Genomic DNA, 20698 nt, shown 5'->3' on the forward strand with positions numbered 1-20698 from the left:
AATCGCTAGGGCTTAGCTATGATTCGGGCCTCTTCAGACGCAATGACAAACGTCAGACGAAACGAATAAAGTGAGCGGGGCGCTTAGCTCAGTTGGTAGAGCGGATCCCTTACAAGGATTAGGTCGGGAGTTCGAGCCTCTCAGCGCCCACCAAGTTCAGTTTCAGAAAACGAAGAACCGATCAGTTAAAACGGAGCGGTAGTTCAGTTGGTTAGAATACCGGCCTGTCACGCCGGGGGTCGCGGGTTCGAGCCCCGTCCGCTCCGCCAGCATCAAGGAAAAAGGTCCGATTCGTCGGACCTTTTTCTTTTTCCGCGCAGAAGCTCTCCCCCTGCGGGGAGAGCGTTCGGGGCTCGAAGGGATTCCCCTGCAAGGGAATCCGCGGCCCGCGGAACGTGGGCGAGCCCCGTCCGCTCCGCCAGCATTAAGGAAAAAGGTCCGATTCGTCGGACCCTTCTTTCGTTTACATCGCCGAAAATGTTGGCGCTTATAGTGGCCTGCGGCTGAGACCGTACGGTGGGCACTCCGTGCCCACGCGGATGCATGCACCGTGGCTGCTCTCTTTGACGCGGATCACCTGATCATTGGCAAACGCTTGCACAAGCGTTTCTTTAGCGCGTCGTTCCGCGTGGGCACGGGGTGCCCACCCTACGTCGCCGCCCAGGATTAATCGAGCGGCACGATCAATTCAGGCAATAGAGATTCACGCGACCTGGCGCACCGCACTCCCCAACTCCACTCGATTGCGCCCATTCCGCTTGGCCTCGTACAAGGCCCGGTCCGCGCGCGCCAGTGCCGCCGGCAGCTCCTCGTTCGCCTCAATCGCCACCACGCCGATACTCACCGTCATCTGGTAGCTGTTGCCGCAAGTGAGCAGGCCAATGTCCATGGTCGCCTGGCGCAGGCGTTCCGCGGCCTGCAGCGCGCCTTCCAGGTCGGTGCCCGGCATCGCCAGGGCGAATTCCTCGCCGCCCATGCGGCCGATGGTGTCGTGCTCGCGCAAGGTAGCGCCGGCGGTGCGCGCAAACAGCACCAGGGCTTCGTCGCCGGTGGCATGGCCGAAGCGGTCGTTGAGGCGCTTGAAGTGGTCGATGTCGATCATCAGGAGCGCAATCGGTTTGCGCTGCCTGAGCGCCAGCAGGCGCGCTTCATTGGCGCGGCCCAGGAAGGCGCGCCGGTTCAGCAGGCCGGTCAGGTCGTCGAACGTGGCCAGGCGCTTCATGACGGCGTCGTTGCGCTGCTTCGACATCAGCAGGAAGCCGAAGCCGTTCACGATCATCAGCATGTAGCCGGACACATAGGCGGCCAGCTGGTTGACGTCGGTCTCGACCATGTTCAGCTCGCCACGAATGGCGGCCCCGATCGCCCAGCTGCCGATCGCCAGCCCGAACACACCATTGTTCAGGCCTATGATCCGCTGCAACAAGGTCGGGTTCTTCAACTTCGGATTCAGCAGCACGCTGGCGGTCGAGATCGACGACAGCGCGAACACGCAGGCAATCAGCCCCATCAGATCGCCATAGCTGGCGTCGGCCAGGGGCACGACGCAGGCGGCCGCCAGCAATGCCAGGCCGGCGATCGGCACGACGACGCGCTTCCAGTTGCGCACTTCGAAGAAGGTGCAGTACGCGGCGATCTCGAGCGCCCAGCCGACGAACCAGCCCAGCGGCTCGACCAGGGCCAGCGCCGGCACGCCCAGCTGGGGCCGGGCATAGGCCAGCAACTGGGTGGTGCCGGCCACCAGCCGCGCCCAGGTCCAGAAACGCAGGCCGGGGCTGGGTTCGGTGTCGCGGATGTATGCGACCATCAGCACGGCAAACGAAATATTGCCGATGCCGAGCGCCAGCATATAGGTATGGATATCGATCACTGCGCGTTCCTTGCGGGAGAGTCAGCACGACGAAAACATCAAATCTATCGACGTTACAGTATAAAACTGCTAACAATTATTTCCCAAAGGAATCATATTACCGTCTTTCAGCGGTCATGTACGCACGATTGACTGTTTTAGATGCAGGTCTCGAATCGTCCGGGGCGAGCGCCCGGGAATGTGACATATGCAATGTCGTGCATACACAACGGGCATGAAAAAGGCCAGCCATGCATTGCTGCGTGGCTGGCCTTTGCGGCCCCTTCGACTTGACGCGTCGGCTTATTTGCGTCCGGCCTTGGGCTTGGCCTTGATGGTCGACAGGATCGACGGCCGCATCTTTTCCACGGCGGCCGGCGCAGCGCGGCCGGCGGCCTGGGCACGCTCGGGCTGGCGCCGTGCATTCGCGGCCAGGTGCGGCGGCACCGCAGCCGGCATGCCGCCGCGCTTGGCCGCCGGCGCCGCCGGGCGTGCACCCGGCTGGCGCGCGCCTGCCGTCGTGCCGGCCTTGGTGCCTGCATTCCGGGCGCCGGTCTCGCGCACGGCAGGCGCCGCGCCCTCTTCCGACGGATGCCAGGCCGGCACCAGGTGGCGCTCGCCATTGCCGATCAGGTCGCCGCGGCCCATCTTGGTCAGCGTCTCGCGCAGGATCGGCCAGTTTTCCGGGTGGTGCCAGCGCAAGAAGGCTTTATGGGCCTTGCGCATCTTGCCGCTGCGCGCGGTTTCCACCACTTCCGAATCTTCCGTCACCTTTTTCAGCGGATTCTTGCGGCTGTGGTACATGGTCGTCGCCATCGCCATCGGCGTCGGCGTGAAGGTCTGCACCTGGTCCAGCTTGAAGTTGTTCTTCTTCAGCCACAGCGCCAGGTTCAGCATGTCCTCGTCGGTCGAACCCGGGTGGGCGGCGATAAAGTAGGGAATCAGGTACTGCTTCTTGCCGGCCTCGATCGAGTACTTCTCGAACATGCGCTTGAACTCGTCGTAGGCGCCGATGCCCGGCTTCATCATCTTCGACAGCGTGCCCTGCTCGGTGTGCTCGGGCGCGATCTTCAGCAGGCCGCCCACGTGGTGGGTGACCAGTTCCTTCACATACTCAGGCGAGCGTACGGCCAGGTCGTAGCGCAGTCCCGAACCGATCAGGATCTTCTTCACGCCGGGAATCGCGCGCGCCTTGCGGTACAGCGAGATCAGCTTGCTGTGGTCGGTACCCAGGTTGCTGCAGATGGTCGGGTACACGCAGGACAGGCGGCGGCAGGATTCCTCGATGCTCTTTTCCTTGCAGGCGAGGCGGTACATGTTCGCGGTCGGGCCGCCGAGGTCGGTAATCGTGCCGGCGAAGTTCTTGGTCGTGTCGCGGATCAGCTCGATCTCGCGCAGGATCGACGGCTCCGAGCGGCTCTGGATGATGCGGCCTTCGTGCTCGGTGATCGAGCAGAAGGTGCAGCCGCCGAAGCAGCCGCGCATGATGTTCACCGAGTAGCGGATCATTTCCCAGGCCGGGATGTGGGCCTTGCCATAGCTCGGGTGCGGGGCGCGCGCGTACGACAGGTCGTAGACGTTGTCCATCTCGTCCATGGCCAGCGGCAGCGGCGGCGGGTTCAGCCAGACGTCGCGGTCGCCGTGGGCCTGCACCAGCGCGCGCGCATTACCGGGGTTCGATTCCAGGTGAAACACACGCGAGGCGTGGGCATACATCACCGGGTCTTCGCTGACGGTTTCGAAGCTCGGCAGGCGTACCACGGTCTTCGCCGCCTTTTCGCGGGCGGCGGCCTGGCGCTGTTCGCGCGTCATGATGATGACCGGTTTGACTTCCGGTTCCGGCGCGGCATTGTCCAGCGCGCAGGCTTTCGGGTCTTCCAGCGCCATCGCGTAGGGGTTCGGCTGCTTGTCGATGCGGCCCGGCACATCCACGCGGGTGGAATTGTGTACCGACCATTCTTCGTCGGGCAGCCAGCCCTGCGGCACCAGGAAGGCGGTGCCGCGCAAATCGCGGATGTTCTTGATGTTCTCGCCCGCGGCAATGCGGCGCGTGACGTCGACCAGGGCGCGTTCGGCGTTACCGAAGATCAGCAAATCGGCCTTCGACTCGAACAGCACCGAGCGGCGCACTTTATCGGACCAGTAATCGTAGTGGGCGATGCGGCGCAGCGAGGCCTCGATCGAGCCGACGATGACCGGCACGCCGGGATAGGCTTCGCGCACGCGCTGGGCATACACGGTGACGGCACGGTCCGGGCGCTTGTTCGGCTCGGCGTTCGGGGTATACGCGTCGTCGGAACGGATCTTGCGGTCGGCCGTGTAGCGGTTGACCATCGAGTCCATGTTGCCGGCGGTGATGCCCCAGTACAGGTTGGGCTTGCCCAGCGCGCGGAACGGGTCGACCGAGGTCCAGTCCGGCTGGCTGATGATGCCGACCCGGTAGCCTTGTGCCTCTAACAGACGCCCGACCAGGGCCATGCCGAAGCTCGGATGGTCGATGTAGGCGTCGCCGGTGACGAGGATGATGTCGCAGGAATCCCAGCCGAGCGCGTCCATTTCGGCACGGGTCATCGGCAGGAAAGGCGCGGCAGGTGCGCGGCTGGAGCGTTTGGGCACGCTCGCGAAGAGATTGACTGGGGAGTTCATTGGCCGGCATTGTACCGGAATTCCCCTGTATCGGCTGCTCCCTGCCTGGAAAATTGCTTACATTTCAATGACTTGTGGTTGAGCAGCCTCGCTCTTCAGCGGCTCAGATGCCCATGTTCGACAGGATGCTGCCGAGTTCGTTCAGCGTGGTCGCCACCTTCGGGTGGCGCGCGGTGAAGCGGGCGCTCAGTTCCTGGGTGCGCGAACCGAGGCCATAGGTGTTGGCGTCGAGATCCTGGTCGGCGCGGCGCTCCAGCACCTGCTTGATGTCGCCGTCGAGCTGGCGCAGCAGCATCTGCAGTTCCTCGTCGACCTCGCCAGTTTCGGACAGGCTGCGGTGCAGGGTCTTCAGGCGTGTTTTCAGGTCCGGATCGCTCACGTTCTCATCTTCGTTCAGCATGGCATTCTCGCTAGTTGGGGAAGCGGGTTTCGAGATACAGCTTCTCGACCTCTTCGCGCGCCCAAGGGGTGCGGCGCAAAAACTTCAGGCTCGACTTGATGCTCGGATCTTTCTGGAAACAGTTGATATCGATCCGGCGGCCGAGTCCGTCCCAGCCGTAGTGCTCGACCAGGCGGGTTAACAGCGATTCTAAAGTAATACCGTGGAGGGACTGAACACTCATCGCTTGGGGAATCTTGTCGTTGTGGGAATCGGGGTGTTTATACACCGGATTCGGGGGGCGGTGGGGTGTGCGTACGCACGAAAAAAGACGGTGGCACGAGTGCCCACCCTACGGTTATCGCCGTTGTAGGGTGGACACCTGTGTCCACGCGGTGATCGTTACCGGCGGATCGATCACGACCGCGCCGGCATCGACGAACTTACTCGCCCGTCAAACCACGACGCTCCAGCAACGGCTGCACCTGCGCATCACGACCGCTGAAGTTGCGGTACATCTGCATCGCATCGAGCGTACCGCCGCGCGACAGCAGGGTCTTGCGGAAGTGGTCGCCGTTCTTGCGGGTCAGGCCGCCGTGTTCCTTGAACCAGTTGACGGTATCCGCGTCCAGCTTCTCGGCCCACAGGTAGCCGTAGTAGCCAGCCGAGTAGCCACCCGAGAAGGTGTGCGAGAAGTAGGTCGTGCGGTAGCGCGGCGGCACCGGGGCGAAGTCGACGCCGGCCTTCTTCAGTGCCTCGGCTTCAAAGGCGAGCACGTCGGTCGGGATCTGCGCCGGGGTCAGCTGGTGCCAGGCCTGGTCGAGCAGCGACGCGGCCAGGTACTCGGTGGTGCGGTAACCCTCGTTGAACTGCTGCGAAGCCTGCACCTTGTCGAGCAGTTCCTTCGGCATCGGTTCGCCAGTCTGGTAGTGCTTGGCATAATTCGCCAGCACTTCCGGCCAGGCCATCCACATCTCGTTCACCTGCGACGGGAACTCGACGTAGTCGCGCGGCACGCGCGACAGGCGCGGGTATTTCACTTCCGAGAACATGCTGTGCAGCGCGTGGCCGAACTCGTGGAAGGTGGTGCGCACTTCGTCGTAGGTCAGCAGGGTCGGTTCGCCGGCAGCCGGCTTGGCGATGTTCAGGTTGTTGGCGATGACCGGCTTCGTGCCCAGCAGCTTGCTCTGGCCGACGTGGGCATTCGCCCAGGCGCCGCCGCGCTTGTTGGCGCGCGCGTAGGGGTCGAAGGTGAAGATGGCCAGTTGCGAGCCGTCGGCGTCGAACACGTCGAAGGTGCGCACGTCTTCCACATAGGTCGGCAGGTCCTTGCGTTCCTTGAAGGTCAGGCCGAATTCCTTGTTCGCGGCGAAGAACACGCCGTCCTGCAGCACGCGGTTCAGTTCGAAGTAAGGCCGCAGCTGCGAGGCGTCGAAGGCGTAGCGCTGCTGGCGCACCTTGTCGCTGTAGAAGTTCCAGTCGTGGGCGGCGACCTTGAAGCCACCCTTTTCGGCGTCGATCACTTTCTGGATCTCGGCCGCTTCCTTCCTGGCGTTGTTCACGGCCGGCTTGGCGAATTCGGCCAGCAGGCTGTTGACGGCGCCGGTGGTCTTCGCGGTCTGGTCTTCCAGGTTGTAGGCCGCGTAGTTCGGGTAACCCAGCAGCACGGCGCGTTCGGCGCGCAGCTTGGCGATCTTGAGGACCACGTCGCGGTTGTCGAACTCGCCGCCGTGCGAACCGCGCGCCAGCGATGCCGCCAGCAGCTTCTCGCGGGTGGCGCGGTTGGTCAGCACCGACAGGCCGGCTTGCTGGGTGGTGTTCACGACCGGGATCACGAACTTGCCGTCCAGGCCGCGCTTCTTGCCTTCGGCGGCGGCGGCGTCGATCTGCTTGTCGCTCATGCCGGCCAGCTCTTCGCGGGTGTTCACGACCAGGGCCGAGGCATTGGCTTCCTTCAGCACGTTCTGGGCGAACTGGGTCGACAGCGCGGCCAGCTGGCTGTTCATCGCCTTCAGCTTCTGCTTGTCGGCATCCGACAATTGCGCACCGGCGCGCACGAAGTCGGTGTGGTAGCGCTCGAGCAGGTACTTCGATTCGGCGTCCAGGTTCAGCTTGTCGCGCTTGTCGTACAGCGCCTTGATGCGCGCGTACAGCTTGGGATTGAGGCGGATCGCGTCATTGTGGGCAGCCTGTTTCGGCGCCAGTTCCTTGGCCAGGGCTTGCAGGGTGTCGTTGGTGTAGGAGCCTTGCAGGGTGCCGAAGGCCGAGCCGACGCGGTCGAGCAGGCGGCCCGAACGTTCCATGGCGACGATGGTGTTCTCGAAGGTCGGCGCCGCCTTGTTGTTGGCGATCGCTTCCATCTCCGCCGCTTCCTGGCGCATGCCTTCGGCGAACGCCGGTGCGAAGTGCTCGTTCTTGATCTTGTCGAACGGCGGGTACTGGTACTGCAGGGTGCTCGGCTTGGCGAACGGGTTCGAGGCTTCCAGCATCGAGGCAGGAGCGGCGTAGGCCAGGTTCGCGACGGCGACGCTGGCGGCGATCAGCAGGAGTGGGGGACGGTTCATGGGGTCTCTGTTTCTAGTGTGGTGCGGTGAAAATGGGGTTCTGTCTATGCTGGCTTCCGCGTGGGCAGTGGGGCTGGCTAAATGCCAGCACCACGAAGTGCCCACCCTACGGTCACCGTTATCGGCGAAATCATTGTGGCTGGTAGCCGCGACTGTACGGTGGGCACGCCGTGCCCACGCGGAACGATGATCATTGTTGGCGGTACAAGCTGAAACACCGCCAACGCCAACCATCACTGCGCGGTCAAACCACGACGCTCGAGCAGCGGCTCGATGATCGGATCACGCCCGCGGAAGTTGCGGAACAGGTCCATCGCATCGGCCGTGCCGCCGCGCGACAGCAGGGTCTTGCGGAAGTGGTCGCCGTTCTTGCGCGACAGGCCGCCGTTCTCGGTGAACCACTGCACGGTATCGGCGTCGAGCTTTTCGCTCCACAGGTAGGCGTAGTAGCCGGCCGAGTAGCCGCCGTTCATCGAGTGCGAGAAGTAGGTCGTGCGGTAGCGCGGCGGCACCGGTGCGAAGTCGACGCCGGCATCCTTCAATGCCTTGGCTTCGAAGGCGAGGACGTCGGTCGGGATCTGGGCCGGGGTCAGCTGGTGCCAGCGCTGGTCGAGCAGCGAGGCCGACAGGTATTCGGTGGTCACGAAGCCCATGTTGAACTTCTTCGAGGCGACCACTTTATCCAGCAGCTCCTTCGGCATCGGCGCGCCGGTCTTGTGGTGCTTGGCGTAGTTGGCCAGCACTTCCGGCCAGGCCGCCCACATCTCGTTGACCTGCGACGGGTACTCGACGAAGTCGCGCGGCACGTTGGTGCCCGAGAAGTGCGGGTACTTCACGTCCGAGAACATGCCGTGCAGCGCGTGGCCGAATTCGTGGAAGGCGGTGCGCACTTCGTCGTAGGTCAGCAGCGTCGGCTCGCCGGCGGCCGGCTTCGGCACGTTCAGGTGGTTCGCCACGACCGGGTGGCGGTTCAGCAGGTGCGACTGCGAGACGTACTCGTTCATCCAGGCGCCGCCCTGCTTGTTGGCGCGCGCATACGGGTCGAAGATGAAGATCGCCAGCTGCTTGCCGTCGGCATCCATCACGTCGAAGGTGCGCACGTCCGGGTCATAGGTCGGCAGGTCCTTGCGCTCCTTGAAGGTGATGCCGTATTCCTTGGTGGCGGCGAAGAAGACGCCGTTCACCAGCACGCTGTTCATCTCGAAGTAGGGACGCAGCTGGCTTTCGTCGAAGTTGTACTGGGCCGCGCGCACCTTGTCGGTGTAGAAGGCCCAGTCGTGGGCGGCGATCTGGAAGCCGCCCTTCTCGGCGTCGACGATCTTCTGCATCTCGGCCGCTTCTTTCTTCGCGTTGTTCACGGCCGGCTTGGCCAGCTCGGCCAGCAGTTTATTGACGGCGGCCGGGTTCTTCGCCGTTTCCAGTTCCTGCGAATAGGCGGCGTAGTTCGGGTAACCCAGCAGGGTGGCGCGTTCGGCGCGCAGGCGGACCAGTTTCAGCACCAGGTCGCGGCTGTCGAATTCGCCGCCGCGGCTGCCGCGGGCCATCGATGCGGCCTGCAGGCGCTCGCGCACCGCGCGGTTGGTCAGGCTCGACAGCGGCGGCTGGATCGTGGTGTTGACGATGGCGATGACGTACTTGCCGTCCATGCCGCGCTTTTTCGCTTCGGCGGCGGCGGCCGAGATCTCGGCGTCCGACAGACCGGCCAATTCTTCGCGGGTGTTCACCACCAGCGCCGATGCATTGGCTTCCTTCAGCACGCGCTGCGAGAACTCCGATTGCAGCGAGGCGATCTGGCCGTTATAGGCCTTCAGCTTTTCCTTGTCGGCGTTCGAGAGCTTGGCGCCGGCGCGCACGAATTCCTTGTAGTAGCGCTCCAGCAGGTGCTTGGCTTCGGCGTCCAGGCCCAGCTTGTCGCGCTTGGCGTGCAGGGTCTCGACGCGCTTGAACAGGTTCGGGTTCAGGTAGATGGCGTCGCCGTGGGCGGCCAGCTTCGGCGACATCTGGCTGTCGACGGCGTTCAGGCGGTCATTCGTGTTCGCGGTCTGCAGGTTCGAGAACACGGCCGCCACGCGCGACAGCATCTGGCCCGAGCGCTCCATCGCGACGATGGTGTTCTCGAAGGTCGGCGCGGCCTTGTTGTTGGCGATGCTGGCCACTTCGCGCAGCTGCTCGCGCATGCCGGCTTCGAAGGCCGGGACGAAGTGCTCGTCCTTGATCTTGTCGAAGGCCGGGTAATTGAACGGCAGGGTGCTGGGCTTGGCGAAGGGATTCGATGCATCCAGGGCAGTGCCGGAACCGGCAGGAGCGGCAAAAGCGGTGCCGGCGAAGGCCAGGCTGGCCGCGATGATGAGCATGGTTGGGCGTTTCATTGTCTCTCTCACGAATTCGACTTGGGCTGCCCGCGGGATCGCCGCGCGACAGGTGCGCGGAAGATCATAGCAGGCTTTGTTGCCGTACCGTCACGCTGAAACAAAGTGCTAACAAACGCGCAGGACCGTGTATAGACAGACAAAATACGCTGAAAGGGCAGCGTCGCCGCCCTCGCTGGCGATGCAAACAGCCCGACGTGCTAGCATCCGCCTCCATCATCGCCTTCTTCCTTCATGCCTCCTACTCTGCTCTCTTCGTATGATGCCGTCGTCGTCGGCAGCGGCCCCGGTGGCGCCAGCACGGCGCGCGAACTGGCCCGTTCAGGCATGCGCGTGCTGGTGCTGGAACAGGGCAGCGCCGCCCCGCTGACAGGCACGGTCACCCAGATGGCGGCGATGGCCGCCGTGCCCGGCAAGGGCGCCTACCTGCACCGCGACGCCTCGCTGCTGGTGGGCGGCATCACCCTCGGCGGCAGCTCGGCCATCAACTTCGCCACCGCCGCCCCGCCGCCGCGAGCCATGTTCGAACGCCACGGCATCGACCTGGCCCCGGCCCTGAACGCATTGCGCGCCGAACTGCCGATGGCGCCCTGCCCGACGCCCTGGTCGGCCCGATGGCCGCGCGCATGATGACGGCGGCACGCGCCCTGGCGCTCGACTGGCACAAGCTCGACAAGATGATCCGCCCCGCTGCCTGCCGCAGCGGCTGCTGGCGCTGCGTCTACGGCTGCCCCTACGGCGCCAAGTGGACGGCGCGCGACTTCATCGACGATGCCTGCCGCGACGGCGCCACGCTGGCCGACCAGGCCCGCGTCCTGCGCGTGCTGGTGGAAAATGGCCGCACCACCGGTGTGGAAGCGCAGATCGGCGGCGCAGTGCGGACGATTGCAGCGTCCATCGTGGTGTTGGCGGCGGGTGGATTGGGCAGCCCGCGCATCCTGCACGCATCCGGACTCGGGCTGCGCCGCGTACCCTTCTTCAGCGATCCGGTGGTGGCGGTGATGGGCAGCGTGGACGACATCGACGGCGGCGCCGAAGTGCCGATGACGGCTGGCTTGAGCCTGCACGACGAGGGCATCGCGCTGGCCGACCTGACCCTGCCGCAACCGATGTATGCGGCGTTCGCGACGCAGGTGGGTAGGGTCGACCGTTTGTTCGCGCACCGGCGCACGCTGTCGATGATGGTCAAGATCCGCGACGAGATCGGCGGCAGCGTCGGTCCGCGCTGGGCCGACAAGACGCTGCAGGCGAGCGACCGCAGGAAGCTGGCGCATGGCGTCGGCATGGCGAAGGCGGTCCTGCGCGAGGCGGGCGCGCACCACATCTTCAAGTCCTGGCATTTTGCCGCGCACCCGGGCGGCAGCGTGCGTATCGGGGATGGCGTGGATGCGGATTTGCAGACGCCGACACCGGGCTTGTTCGTATGCGACGCCTCGGTGATTCCCGAACCCTGGGGCTTGCCGCCGACATTGACCTTACTCTGCCTGGGCAAGCGCCTGGGCAGCTGGCTCGCTGCCTAGGGTGGGTGGGTCCGCGTGCGGCTCGAACCCACCAGATTAGTAGTGCGGCGGACGCTCGTTGATCGGGTTCTGCCCCGCTTCCTGCAAATTGCGGATGTGCTCGGCCAGCTTGGCGATCATGGCTTCGAGCTGGTCGATCTTGCGCGCCTGCTGGTAGACGATCCCGTTCAGGGAATCGACCAGGTCTTCCTGCTGCGCGAGCTTGATTTCGATGTCGACAAAACGGTCTTCGTGGTCCACGGGGGTTCCTGTTTCCGGCTGATTGAATGAGAGCGGCATTATGCCTGTTGGCGGGCGGTGTTCGTACGGTGGGGCTTTAGAGGCCGGGGGCCTCTAAAGCCCCACCGTACAGGTAGCGCTAAAGGTCACGCCACCGGATTCGGCGCATCCGGCTTCGGCGTCGCCAGCAAGGCCTTCAAACTGGCCAGCCGGTCCTTCGGGCTGATGATTTCGCTTTCCTTCGGCGGGGCATCGCCTTCGTCCAGCGCCATCTCCTTGATGAAGCGCGACGGGTCGCAGTGCACCAGCTCCCCGGCGCGCTTCCTCTTCTTGCACCAGGTGATCTGCAGCGTGCGCTGGGCGCGCGTGATCCCCACGTACATCAGGCGCCGCTCTTCCTGGATGCGCGCGGCGATCTTCTCGATCGGGTCGTCCGGGTCGCCCTTGTGCGGCAGGATGCCCTCTTCCACGCCCACCAGGAACACGTGCGGATATTCCAGCCCCTTCGAGGCATGCAGGGTCGACATGCGCACGGCGTCCGGCGTTTCGTCCTGGCCTTCCAGCATGGACATCAGCGCCACCATCTGCGTCAACTCCAGCAGGTTCTTTTCCTCGCCATCACGGTCACGCCCGCCGCGGCCGCGTTCCTTCAGCCAGTTGGTGAACTCCAGCACGTTCTGCCACTTGCCCTGCGCCGCACGGTCGTCGAAATTCTCGTACAAGTAGTGCTCGTAGTTCATCTCCTTCATCATGTCGTCGAGCACCTCGGCGGCGTTGTCGCCGCTGCCCGACGGACCCGGGCGCGTGGCGCGGTCTTCGAGGTCGTCGATGAAGCGGCAGAAGTCGCGCAGCGGGTGCAGCTGGCGGTCCTGCAGCTTGGCTTCGATGCCGCCTTTGCCGGCGGCCTCGAACAGCGAGCAGTTCCACTGGCGCGAGAATTCGCCCAGCACTTCCAGGGTCGCCATGCCGACCCCGCGCTTGGGCGTGGTGACGGCGCGGATGAAGGCCGGGTCGTCGTCCTGGTTAGCGATCAGGCGCAGGTAGGCAATGATGTCCTTGATCTCGGCTTTATCAAAAAAGCTCTGGCCGCCGGACATGGTGTAGGGAATGCGCTCCTTGCGCAGCGCCTGCTCCATCACGCGCGCCTGGTGGTTGCCGCGGTAGAGGATCGCGTAGTCCGACCACTTGTTCTTGCGCTGGAAGTGGTCGGCCGAGATCATGATCGCCACCTGGTCGGCTTCCTGGTCGTCGTTCTGCATGCCCATCACCTTGATCGGCTCACCCAGGCCGTGTTCCGACCAGAGCGACTTCTCGAACAGCTTAGGGTTATTGCCGATGACGGCATTCGCCGCCTGCAGGATGCGCGTAGTGGAGCGGTAGTTCTGTTCGAGCTTGATGACGCGTAAATCCGGGAAGTCGACCTGCAGCGTCTTCAGGTTCTCGACCGAGGCGCCGCGCCAGGCGTAGATGGCCTGGTCGTCGTCGCCGACGGCCGTGAACATCGGCTTCTTGCCGATGCCGGTGACCAGCAGTTTCACCAGCTCGTACTGGCAGGTATTCGTGTCCTGGTACTCGTCCATCAACAGGTAGCGCAGGCGGCGCTGCCAGCGGTCGCGGATCGGGTCATTGTTCCGGAACAGCTCCACCGGCAGGCGGATCAAATCGTCGAAGTCGACCGCCTGGTAGGCCTGCAGGGTCGCCACGTAGCTACGGTAGACGCGGCCGGCCTGGGCTTCTTCCTCGTCCTTGGCTTGTTTGATGGCGTCGTCCGGGTCGACCAGGCCGTTCTTCCACAGCGAGATGGCGTTCTGGATGCGGCGGATTTCCTGCTTGTCAGTGGTGAGGGCGAGGTCGGAGACGATGGTGTAGCAATCGTCGCTGTCCATGATGGAAAACTTGTCCTTCAGGCCGACGCCGGCCGCTTCCTGGCGCAGGATCTTCACGCCCAGCGAGTGGAAGGTCGAGACGGTCAGCTGCTTGGCCTGCTTCGGCTGTTTCAGCAGCTTGGCGATCCGCTCCTGCATCTCGAGCGCGGCCTTGTTGGTGAAGGTGAGCGCGGCGATCGTGCGCGGATCGTAGCCGCAATGCTCGATCATGTACGCGATCTTCTGGGTGATTACCCGCGTCTTGCCCGAGCCGGCGCCGGCCAGCACCAGGCAGGGGCCGTCGAGATAGAGCACGGCTTCGCTTTGCGGCCCGTTCAGGCCGAACTTTGGTGCATTGGACATGGGAATTACTCTTGAGGTCAGCCGGGTATTGTAGCGAAGCCGGCGCGGCTGTGCGCGGCGAACTTGGCGCTTTCTGGCCGCTTCCCGGGAGCGGCCTGGGCGATCCGGCAATCTTGCTGTGCAAATCTGCAACGCTGGCGCATTGGCCGGGGCGCGCAGGTTGAATTCCGGTATGTCGGCGGCATATGGGCTGCTTCCTGCGCGATCGGTTACCATCGCCCCATCGCGCCCCGCGCCCATTGCTACGAGCTGACAACAATGAAATTTGAACACCTGATCGAAATTAACGACCCGCTCAACCCGCTGATCGACACGATCACCCGCGAACAGCTGTGGCGCGGCCTGGTCATCCGCGCCGAGTCGCCGAAACTGTTCGTGCCGCACCTGGACGAGTGCGAGATCGGCGAACGCGAAAGCGGCAGCTTCCAGCGCCGCCTGCGCTATGGCGATTTGGTGGTGCACGACACCGTGATCCTGACCCCGCTGCAGGAAGTGCGCTATGAGGTGCCGGCGCAGGGCGAGATCCAGGCGTCGCTGCTGACCATGACCATCGAGGCGCCGGATTCGGCGCGGCTGTATGTGCGTTTCGCATACGACGACGGCACCGGCGAGCACAGCGATCCTGCCAACAAGATGTACGACGATTTCAAGAAGTCGGCGTATGAGGAGGCGGATATCGATACGGTGCGGATCCTGCGGCAGATGGCGGCCGAGGGGAAACTGGATGCGAGTTACCTGAATTGAGTTAGCGTGTCTGGAGACGTTGGCGTCACCCGTACGGTGGGCACTCCGTGCCCACGCGAAACGACGCGTCGCGATAATGGCTGATCGGTCGATCCGGCCTCATCTCGCTGACGCGTCTCAATGATCATCCATGATGTCTCCCGTGCGATGGTGAGCGCACCCTACAATCCGCGCCACCATGTCCCGCTACCGCCGCGCCCGTGATGGCCAAACCTATTTCTTCACGCTGGTGTCGTACTGGCGCCGGCCCATTCTCTGTACAACGCCCATCCGCAATGCCCTACGCTCGGCCCTGATCGAAGTGCGCCAACGCCGCCCTTTCGACATCGATGCCTGGGTGCTGATGCCGGATCACCTGCATACCATCTGGACCCTGCCGCCGGATGATGCCGACTATTCGACACGCTGGGCGCTTATCAAACGCCTGGTCTCCCGTTCATGCGCGACCCAGTTCGACGATGGCTGGCAACCGTCGGCATCACGCATCAAGCACCGCGATGCGAGCATCTGGCATCGCCGCTTCCATGAGCACAGGATTCGCGACGAGTGGGATTTTGAAAAGCACGTGGATTACATCCATTTCAATCCGGTCAAGCACGGATACGCCGGGAGCGTGGCGGCGTGGCCGTTTTCGACGTTTCACCGGTATGTGCGCGAGGGCGTGTATCCGGCGAATTGGGGTGGGACGGTGCATGCGCAGCGGGTGGAGTGGGATTAGTTCGTGTATGTGGCCGGAATTGGGGCCGCGGAGCGAATTGTTGCGGCAGCGGGTGCAAGGGGGAGCACGTAACCGCGTGGGCACGGAGTGCCCACCGTACGGGTTACGCCGCCGATATTCTTATGTCCCCGGCTCCGAATCGGCTGGGTCGGTATGGTTCACCCCTTTCGCCAGGTTCGCCGCCAAATCGCGCAGCGCCGTGCGCACGCCCTCCTCGATCACCGGGTGATAAAACGGCATCTCCAGCATCTGCGGCACCGTCAAGCGCGCCTGCACCGCCCAGGCCAGCAGATGGCTGATGTTCTCCCCACGCGGCGCGATCATCTCGGCGCCGAGGAAGCGGCAGGTGCCGTACTCGGCATACACCCGCAGCATCCCCTTGTTCTGCAACATCACCCGACTGCGCCCCTGGTTCTCGAACGATACCTGCCCGATGGCGAACTTCGGCCGCCCGCCCTCGCACAAGGTCTTGTAGTTCTTGCCGCAGGTGGCGATGTTCGGCTCCGTGAACGCGATCGCCAGCGGCGTGCGGCGCAATCCCGGGCGGATGTCGGGGAAGCGCCCCGCGTTCTCGCCGGCGATCTTGCCGTGGTCGGCCGCTTCGGCCAGCAGCGGCAGCTCGTTGTTGGCATCGCCGGCAATGAAGATGTGGCTGTTCCCGCATTGCATGGTGCGGCTGTCGAACACCGGAATGCCATTCGCCTGCAGCTCCAGCCCCGTTTCTTCCAGCCCCATGCCGTGCACGTTCGGCGTGCGGCCGGTGGCCAGCAGCACGTACTGGAAGCGCTCGCTCGTCTCCTTGCCGAGCGCGTCGCGCGTGGTCAGCAACACTTCCTCGCCCTGCTGCTCTGCGCGCACGACTTCGGTCTGGAAGCGCAGGTCGAGGTCCTGGCTCAAGGTGCGCGTGGCCGCGCGCAGCACTTCGGGGTCGCTCAGGTGGGCGACGCTGCCGCCGCGCGCGAACAGGCTCACGCGCACGCCGAGCCGCGTCAGCGCCTGGCCCAGTTCCAGGCCGATCACGCCGGTGCCGATCACCGCCACCGAACCTGGCAGATCGTCCCAGTAGAACACGTCGTCGCTGGTGACGATGCCGGGGCCGACGTCCTTCAGTTGCGGCAGCACGGTCGGCGTGGAGCCGGTGGCGATCACGACCGTCCTGGCTTCGATCTCGGTATGCTCGTCCACGCGCAGCGTGTGCGGGCCGATGAAACGGGCGCGCCCGACGATCCTGTCCGACGCCGGAAAACCCTCGACGCTTTCGAGCACGAAGCCGACGAAGCGGTCGCGCTCGCGGCGCACGCGTTCCATCACGGCGCGCCCGTCGATGCGCTTGCCCTCGGGGTGCACGCCGAAGCCCGGCGCCAGGTCCAGCATGTGGGCCGCGTCGGCGGCGGCGATCAGGAGCTTGCTCGGCATGCAGCCGACACGTGCGCAGGTGGTGCCGTAAGGGCCGCTTTCGATGGCGACCACGCGCGCCCCTTCGGCGCGGGCGGCGCGGTAGGCCGACATGCCGGCGGTGCCGGTGCCGATCACGGCCACATCCACATTCATTTTGTTCATGCTTGTCCTCGTCGTTCTGGCTCCGAGAGGTTACGCTTTTTTTGCCGTTTCAGCAGCGCAAACGCATTCAGATGTCGAGCGGATCGACTTCCAGCGACCAGCGCACACGCGTCTTCAGCGCGCGCAGCAAGGCCACCCACTCCTTCAGGAAGGCCTGCAGGGCCGGACGCGAATTCGATTCCACCAGCAGCTGGGCGCGGTCGACGTTGTAGACCCGGGTCATGGTCATCGGGATCGGGTCGTTCAGGGTGATGGCATCGGTCGGCAGGATGTCGCGCGCCTGTTCCAGGAAGGCGATCGCGGTGGCCAGTTCCGGCGCCTCGGCGCGCAACAGCGCCTGGTACATGTAGGGTGGCAGCGCCGCTTGCCGGCGCTCTTCCAGCAGGCTGCCGGCATAGCGGTCGTAGTCGTGCTTCACCACCGCCGCGTACAGCGGATGCTGGGCGTAGCGGGTCTGGATCAGCACCTCCGAGGCCAGGCCGGCGCGCCCGGCGCGGCCCGCCACCTGCATCAGTTGGGCGAACAGGCGCTCGCTGGCGCGGTAGTCCTGGGAGAACAGCGCCGTGTCCGGGTTCAGGATGCCGACCAGGGTCAGCTTCTTGAAGTCGTGGCCCTTGGCGACCATCTGGGTGCCGATCAGGATGTCGACCTCGCCCCGGTGGACGGTGTCGAAGGCTTCCTGGGCGCTGCCCTTCTTGCGCGTGGAATCGGCGTCGATGCGCAGGATGCGCGCTTCCGGGAACATCGCCGCCAGCCCTTCCTCGAAGCGCTGGGTGCCGCGCCCCAGGGGCTGCAAATCGACGTTGCCGCAGGTCGGGCAATGGCGCGGGATGCGCAGCTCCAGGCTGCAGTGGTGGCAACGCAGCCGGTGCTCGGGCTTGTGCAGCACCATGAACGAGGTGCAGCGCGTGCAGTTGCTGATCCAGCCGCAGGATTCGCAGGTGATCACCGGCGCATAGCCGCGCCGGTTGAGGAACAGCAGCGACTGTTCCCCGCGTTCCAGGCGCCGGCGCAGCGCGGCCAGCAGGCCGGAAGTCAGACCTTCCTTCGGCTTGTCGCGCTCCATGTCGAGCAGGCGCACGGTGGGCAGCACGGCGTCGCGCACGGCGCGCTCGCGCAATTCGAGCTTGCGGTAGCGGCCCGTTTGCGCGTGGTGCCAGCTTTCCAGCGAAGGCGTGGCCGAGCCGAGCACGATGGGAATGCGCAGCTGGTGCGCGCGCCACACGGCCAGGTCGCGCGCCGAGTAGCGCAGGCCTTCCTGCTGTTTATAGGAGGGGTCGTGCTCCTCGTCGATGACGATCAGTTTCAGGTGCGGCAGCGAAGCCAGGATCGCCAGGCGCGTGCCCAAGACAATACGGGCCTGGCCCCCGTGCGCCGCCAGCCAGTGCAGCATGCGCTCGCCCTCGGACAGGCTGCTGTGCAGCGTGGCGAGGGCCAGGCCCGGGAAGCGCGCGCGGATATTCCCCTCGAGTTGCGGCGTCAGATTGATCTCGGGGACCAGGATCAGGATCTGTGCCTGCGGGTCGCGCGCCAGCACCTGGGCGCAGGCCTGCAAATACACCTCGGTCTTGCCGCTGCCGGTCACGCCGTACAGCAGCAGGGGCTTGAAGCCGATCGCGCCGCCGATGGCATCGGCCGCCTCGCGCTGCTGCGGGTTCAGCGGCGGCATGCCGGACGGGGTGGCATCGTTGGCGGCGTCGAGCTTGGCCAGCTTTTTCAGTGCGCGGTCGAGCGCCACCGTTTTCGGGATGCGCAGGTTCTTCGGCAGGCCGGGCAAGGCCACTTCGCCCAGCGGACGCTGGTAATAATCGGCCGCAAAACCGGCCAGGGCCAGCCACTCTTTCGACAAGGGCGACAGCTGGCTGCGCACCGCCAGCGCATCCTTCAGCTTTTCCGGCGGGACGTCGGTTTCCTCCTTGATTGCCACGATCAAACCCATCGCTTCGCGCCGCCCGAAGCTCACCAGTGCCAGCTGGCCGACCTGCGGCAGCTGGCCTTCTTCGTAGGGCCAGCCGTAGTCGAACACGCTGTTCAGCGGCGTATCGAGTGCGATTTGTAGGATGCAATGCGGCAAATTCAACCTTTGGGCAAAAGCTGTGGAAAACTTTGTGGAGAATGAAGGACTTGACCGGTGGAGAAGTTTACGTTAAGTCAAAGCATGCATGGATGCACGGAAATACAAGAAAAATAAACCCTGCAATTTCAATTACTTAGGCTAGTCAAAGTAGTCCACAGCAATTGAATTCCCGTTTTGCAATGATTGTGCATAACCTCCGTTTCCGTGCTAACTCATGCAAGGAAGTAATGAAGATTTAAACAATAATCTGCGAAGCTTTTGCTAAGTCTCGGTAAACACGGGACTTTTTATGGCTGAGCTACCAATGCTGTTGATAACTTTGTGAACAAGGAAGTGAAAAGCACTGGTTTTACTGGGAAAACATGCTTTCGTATTAGCAAGCGACCGAAGTAAACAGAGAAAAACTCTTTGTATTCAATAGCTTGCTGTTTACGTTCACTCGACCAATTGTCCACAGCCCGCAGACTTGCATTTTTGAAACTTGTGAACAAGTGTGATTTTGCTGCGCCGCGGGGTGGACATCTTGTGCACCGCCCCGATCGGCGCTTCAGCCTGCGCGCTGGCGACGGCTGAAACTGTGCACCGCTTCCACCATGGCGCTCACCGACTCCGGCGGCGTGAACTGCGAAATGCCGTGGCCCAGGTTGAACACGTGGCCCGAACCCGCCGACGGCACGCCGTAGGCGGTGAGCGAACGTTCCACCTCGGCGCGGATCTGGTCCGGCTCGGCGAACAGGATCGCCGGATCGAGGTTGCCCTGCAGCGCCACGCGGTCGCCCACCAGGGCGCGGGCGCGGCCCAGGTTGGTGGTCCAGTCCAGGCCCAGCGCATCGGCGCCGATGTTTGCCATTTCGTCGAGCCAGATGCCGCCGCCCTTGGTGAAGACGATCGCCGGAATGCGCACGCCATCCTTTTCGCGCTGCAGCTGGCTGACGACCTGCTGCATGTACTTCAGCGAGAATTCCTGGTAAGCGCCGTCGGCCAATGCGCCGCCCCAGGAATCGAAGATCATCACGGCCTGGGCGCCGGCGTCGATCTGGGCGTTCAGGTACTGGGCCACGGCGGTGGCGTTGATCTCCAGGATGCGGTGCATCAGGTCCGGACGCGCGTACAGCATCTTCTTGATCGTGTGGAATTCACGCGAACCCTGGCCTTCGACCATGTAGCAGGCCAGCGTCCACGGGCTGCCCGAAAAGCCGATCAGCGGCACGCGGCCGTCGAGCGCCAGGCGGATCGAGGTGACGGCCTTGAACACGTAGTCGAGCGACTCCATGTCCGGTACGCGCAGGGCCAGCACGTCGGCCTCGGTGCGCAGCGGACGCTCGAACTTCGGGCCTTCGCCATCGGCGAAGTACAGGCCCAGGCCCATCGCGTCGGGCACGGTCAGGATGTCCGAGAACAGGATCGAGGCATCCAGCGGATAGCGGTCGATCGGCTGCAGCGTGACTTCGGTGGCATAGTCCGGGTTCTTTGCCAGGCCCAGGAACGAACCGGCGCGCGCGCGGGTGGCGCGGTATTCCGGCAGGTAGCGGCCCGCCTGGCGCATCAGCCAGACAGGCGTGTACTCGGTCGGCTGGCGCAGCAGCGCGCGCAGGAAGGTATCGTTCTTGAGCGGGGCAAATTGTGGCATGGCTGACAATAAAGGCGTCGGGAAGAGGGTTATTATCGCATTCTTGAGCGGGTTTACGTAGGGTGGGTACTTGTACCCACCGGTTTCACCGTGCACAGCGCGCGCTGGTGTTTCGATCCGTCAGGCGGCGCATCGGTGGGTACGAGTACCCACCCTACAACTTATAATGGCGATTCATCCTTTTTCGATGCTGCC

The 20698-nt window shown here is 64.2% G+C and carries 15 protein-coding genes and 2 tRNA genes; 6 read left to right on the forward strand and 11 right to left on the reverse strand.

Translation table 11 applies throughout. The features are described 5' to 3' along the window. Window positions 1-77 precede the first annotated feature (77 nt). A tRNA-Val gene (locus tag QPK31_RS00530) sits at window positions 78-153 on the forward strand. A gap of 39 nt (window positions 154-192) precedes the next feature. After that, window positions 193-269: transfer RNA gene (locus tag QPK31_RS00535), tRNA-Asp, on the forward strand. Window positions 270-703: 434 nt separating this feature from the next. On the opposite strand, the gene QPK31_RS00540 is transcribed toward QPK31_RS00535, so the two are convergent. The 6 genes from QPK31_RS00540 to QPK31_RS00565 all read right to left on the reverse strand — a co-directional run bounded on the left by QPK31_RS00540 (window position 704) and on the right by QPK31_RS00565 (window position 9807). Continuing rightward, window positions 704-1870 carry a GGDEF domain-containing protein gene (locus tag QPK31_RS00540; protein ID WP_290420996.1) on the reverse strand — a complete coding sequence of 389 codons (1167 nt, stop codon included), beginning with the start codon at window positions 1868-1870 and terminating at the stop codon, window positions 704-706. 282 nt (window positions 1871-2152) lie between these two features. Beyond that, the gene (locus QPK31_RS00545; RefSeq protein WP_290421387.1) at window positions 2153-4420 is read right to left on the reverse strand and encodes a YgiQ family radical SAM protein; all 2268 of its coding nucleotides are present in this window, start codon (window positions 4418-4420) and stop codon (window positions 2153-2155) included. 178 nt (window positions 4421-4598) lie between these two features. Continuing rightward, window positions 4599-4895: a DUF4404 family protein gene (locus tag QPK31_RS00550; protein ID WP_290420997.1), complete on the reverse strand. Its 297-nt coding sequence runs from the start codon at window positions 4893-4895 to the stop codon at window positions 4599-4601. 10 nt (window positions 4896-4905) lie between these two features. Next, window positions 4906-5118, reverse strand: a complete 213-nt coding sequence (locus QPK31_RS00555; RefSeq protein WP_229436482.1) for a VF530 family DNA-binding protein — start codon at window positions 5116-5118, stop codon at window positions 4906-4908. A gap of 199 nt (window positions 5119-5317) precedes the next feature. Then, a complete protein-coding gene (locus tag QPK31_RS00560) occupies window positions 5318-7438 on the reverse strand; it encodes a M3 family metallopeptidase (RefSeq protein WP_290420998.1) in 2121 nt (706 codons plus the stop codon). Window positions 7439-7671: 233 nt separating this feature from the next. Then, entirely contained in the window at window positions 7672-9807 is a 2136-nt protein-coding gene (locus tag QPK31_RS00565; protein WP_290420999.1) for a M3 family metallopeptidase, read from the reverse strand. 234 nt (window positions 9808-10041) lie between these two features. Here QPK31_RS00565 and QPK31_RS26160 point away from each other — a divergent pair, with 234 nt between their 5' ends. Both QPK31_RS26160 and QPK31_RS00570 read left to right on the forward strand, forming a co-directional pair. Next, the gene (locus tag QPK31_RS26160; RefSeq protein ID WP_308633638.1) at window positions 10042-10437 is read left to right on the forward strand and encodes an FAD-dependent oxidoreductase; all 396 of its coding nucleotides are present in this window, start codon (window positions 10042-10044) and stop codon (window positions 10435-10437) included. Next, window positions 10434-11327, forward strand: a complete 894-nt coding sequence (locus QPK31_RS00570) for a GMC family oxidoreductase N-terminal domain-containing protein (protein ID WP_308633639.1) — start codon at window positions 10434-10436, stop codon at window positions 11325-11327. Before QPK31_RS26160 ends, QPK31_RS00570 begins: the two co-directional genes overlap by 4 nt. A 36-nt stretch (window positions 11328-11363) precedes the next feature. On the opposite strand, the gene QPK31_RS00575 is transcribed toward QPK31_RS00570, so the two are convergent. Further along, complete coding sequence (locus QPK31_RS00575) at window positions 11364-11567, reverse strand: SlyX family protein (RefSeq protein WP_290421000.1); 204 nt, start codon at window positions 11565-11567, stop codon at window positions 11364-11366. 125 nt (window positions 11568-11692) lie between these two features. Next, a complete protein-coding gene (locus QPK31_RS00580; RefSeq protein ID WP_290421001.1) occupies window positions 11693-13774 on the reverse strand; it encodes a UvrD-helicase domain-containing protein in 2082 nt (693 codons plus the stop codon). Between the two features lie 258 nt (window positions 13775-14032). Here QPK31_RS00580 and QPK31_RS00585 point away from each other — a divergent pair, with 258 nt between their 5' ends. After that, a complete protein-coding gene (locus QPK31_RS00585; protein ID WP_290421002.1) occupies window positions 14033-14518 on the forward strand; it encodes an SRPBCC family protein in 486 nt (161 codons plus the stop codon). A 178-nt stretch (window positions 14519-14696) separates the two neighbouring features. Further along, on the forward strand, window positions 14697-15236 hold the full coding sequence (locus tag QPK31_RS00590) for a transposase (protein ID WP_290421003.1): 540 nt from the start codon (window positions 14697-14699) through the stop codon (window positions 15234-15236). 120 nt (window positions 15237-15356) lie between these two features. On the opposite strand, the gene QPK31_RS00595 is transcribed toward QPK31_RS00590, so the two are convergent. The 3 genes from QPK31_RS00595 to hemE form a co-directional block, all read right to left on the reverse strand. Further along, entirely contained in the window at window positions 15357-16796 is a 1440-nt protein-coding gene (locus QPK31_RS00595) for a dihydrolipoyl dehydrogenase (RefSeq protein WP_290421004.1), read from the reverse strand. 67 nt (window positions 16797-16863) lie between these two features. After that, window positions 16864-18870, reverse strand: coding sequence for a primosomal protein N' (locus QPK31_RS00600; RefSeq protein WP_290421005.1), 2007 nt, complete (start codon window positions 18868-18870; stop codon window positions 16864-16866). 550 nt (window positions 18871-19420) lie between these two features. Beyond that, on the reverse strand, window positions 19421-20503 hold the full coding sequence (gene hemE, locus QPK31_RS00605) for a uroporphyrinogen decarboxylase (protein ID WP_290421006.1): 1083 nt from the start codon (window positions 20501-20503) through the stop codon (window positions 19421-19423). Window positions 20504-20698 lie beyond the last annotated feature (195 nt).

It is taken from the genome of Massilia sp. YIM B02769 (assembly GCF_030411995.1).
Lineage (GTDB): Bacteria > Pseudomonadota > Gammaproteobacteria > Burkholderiales > Burkholderiaceae_D > Telluria.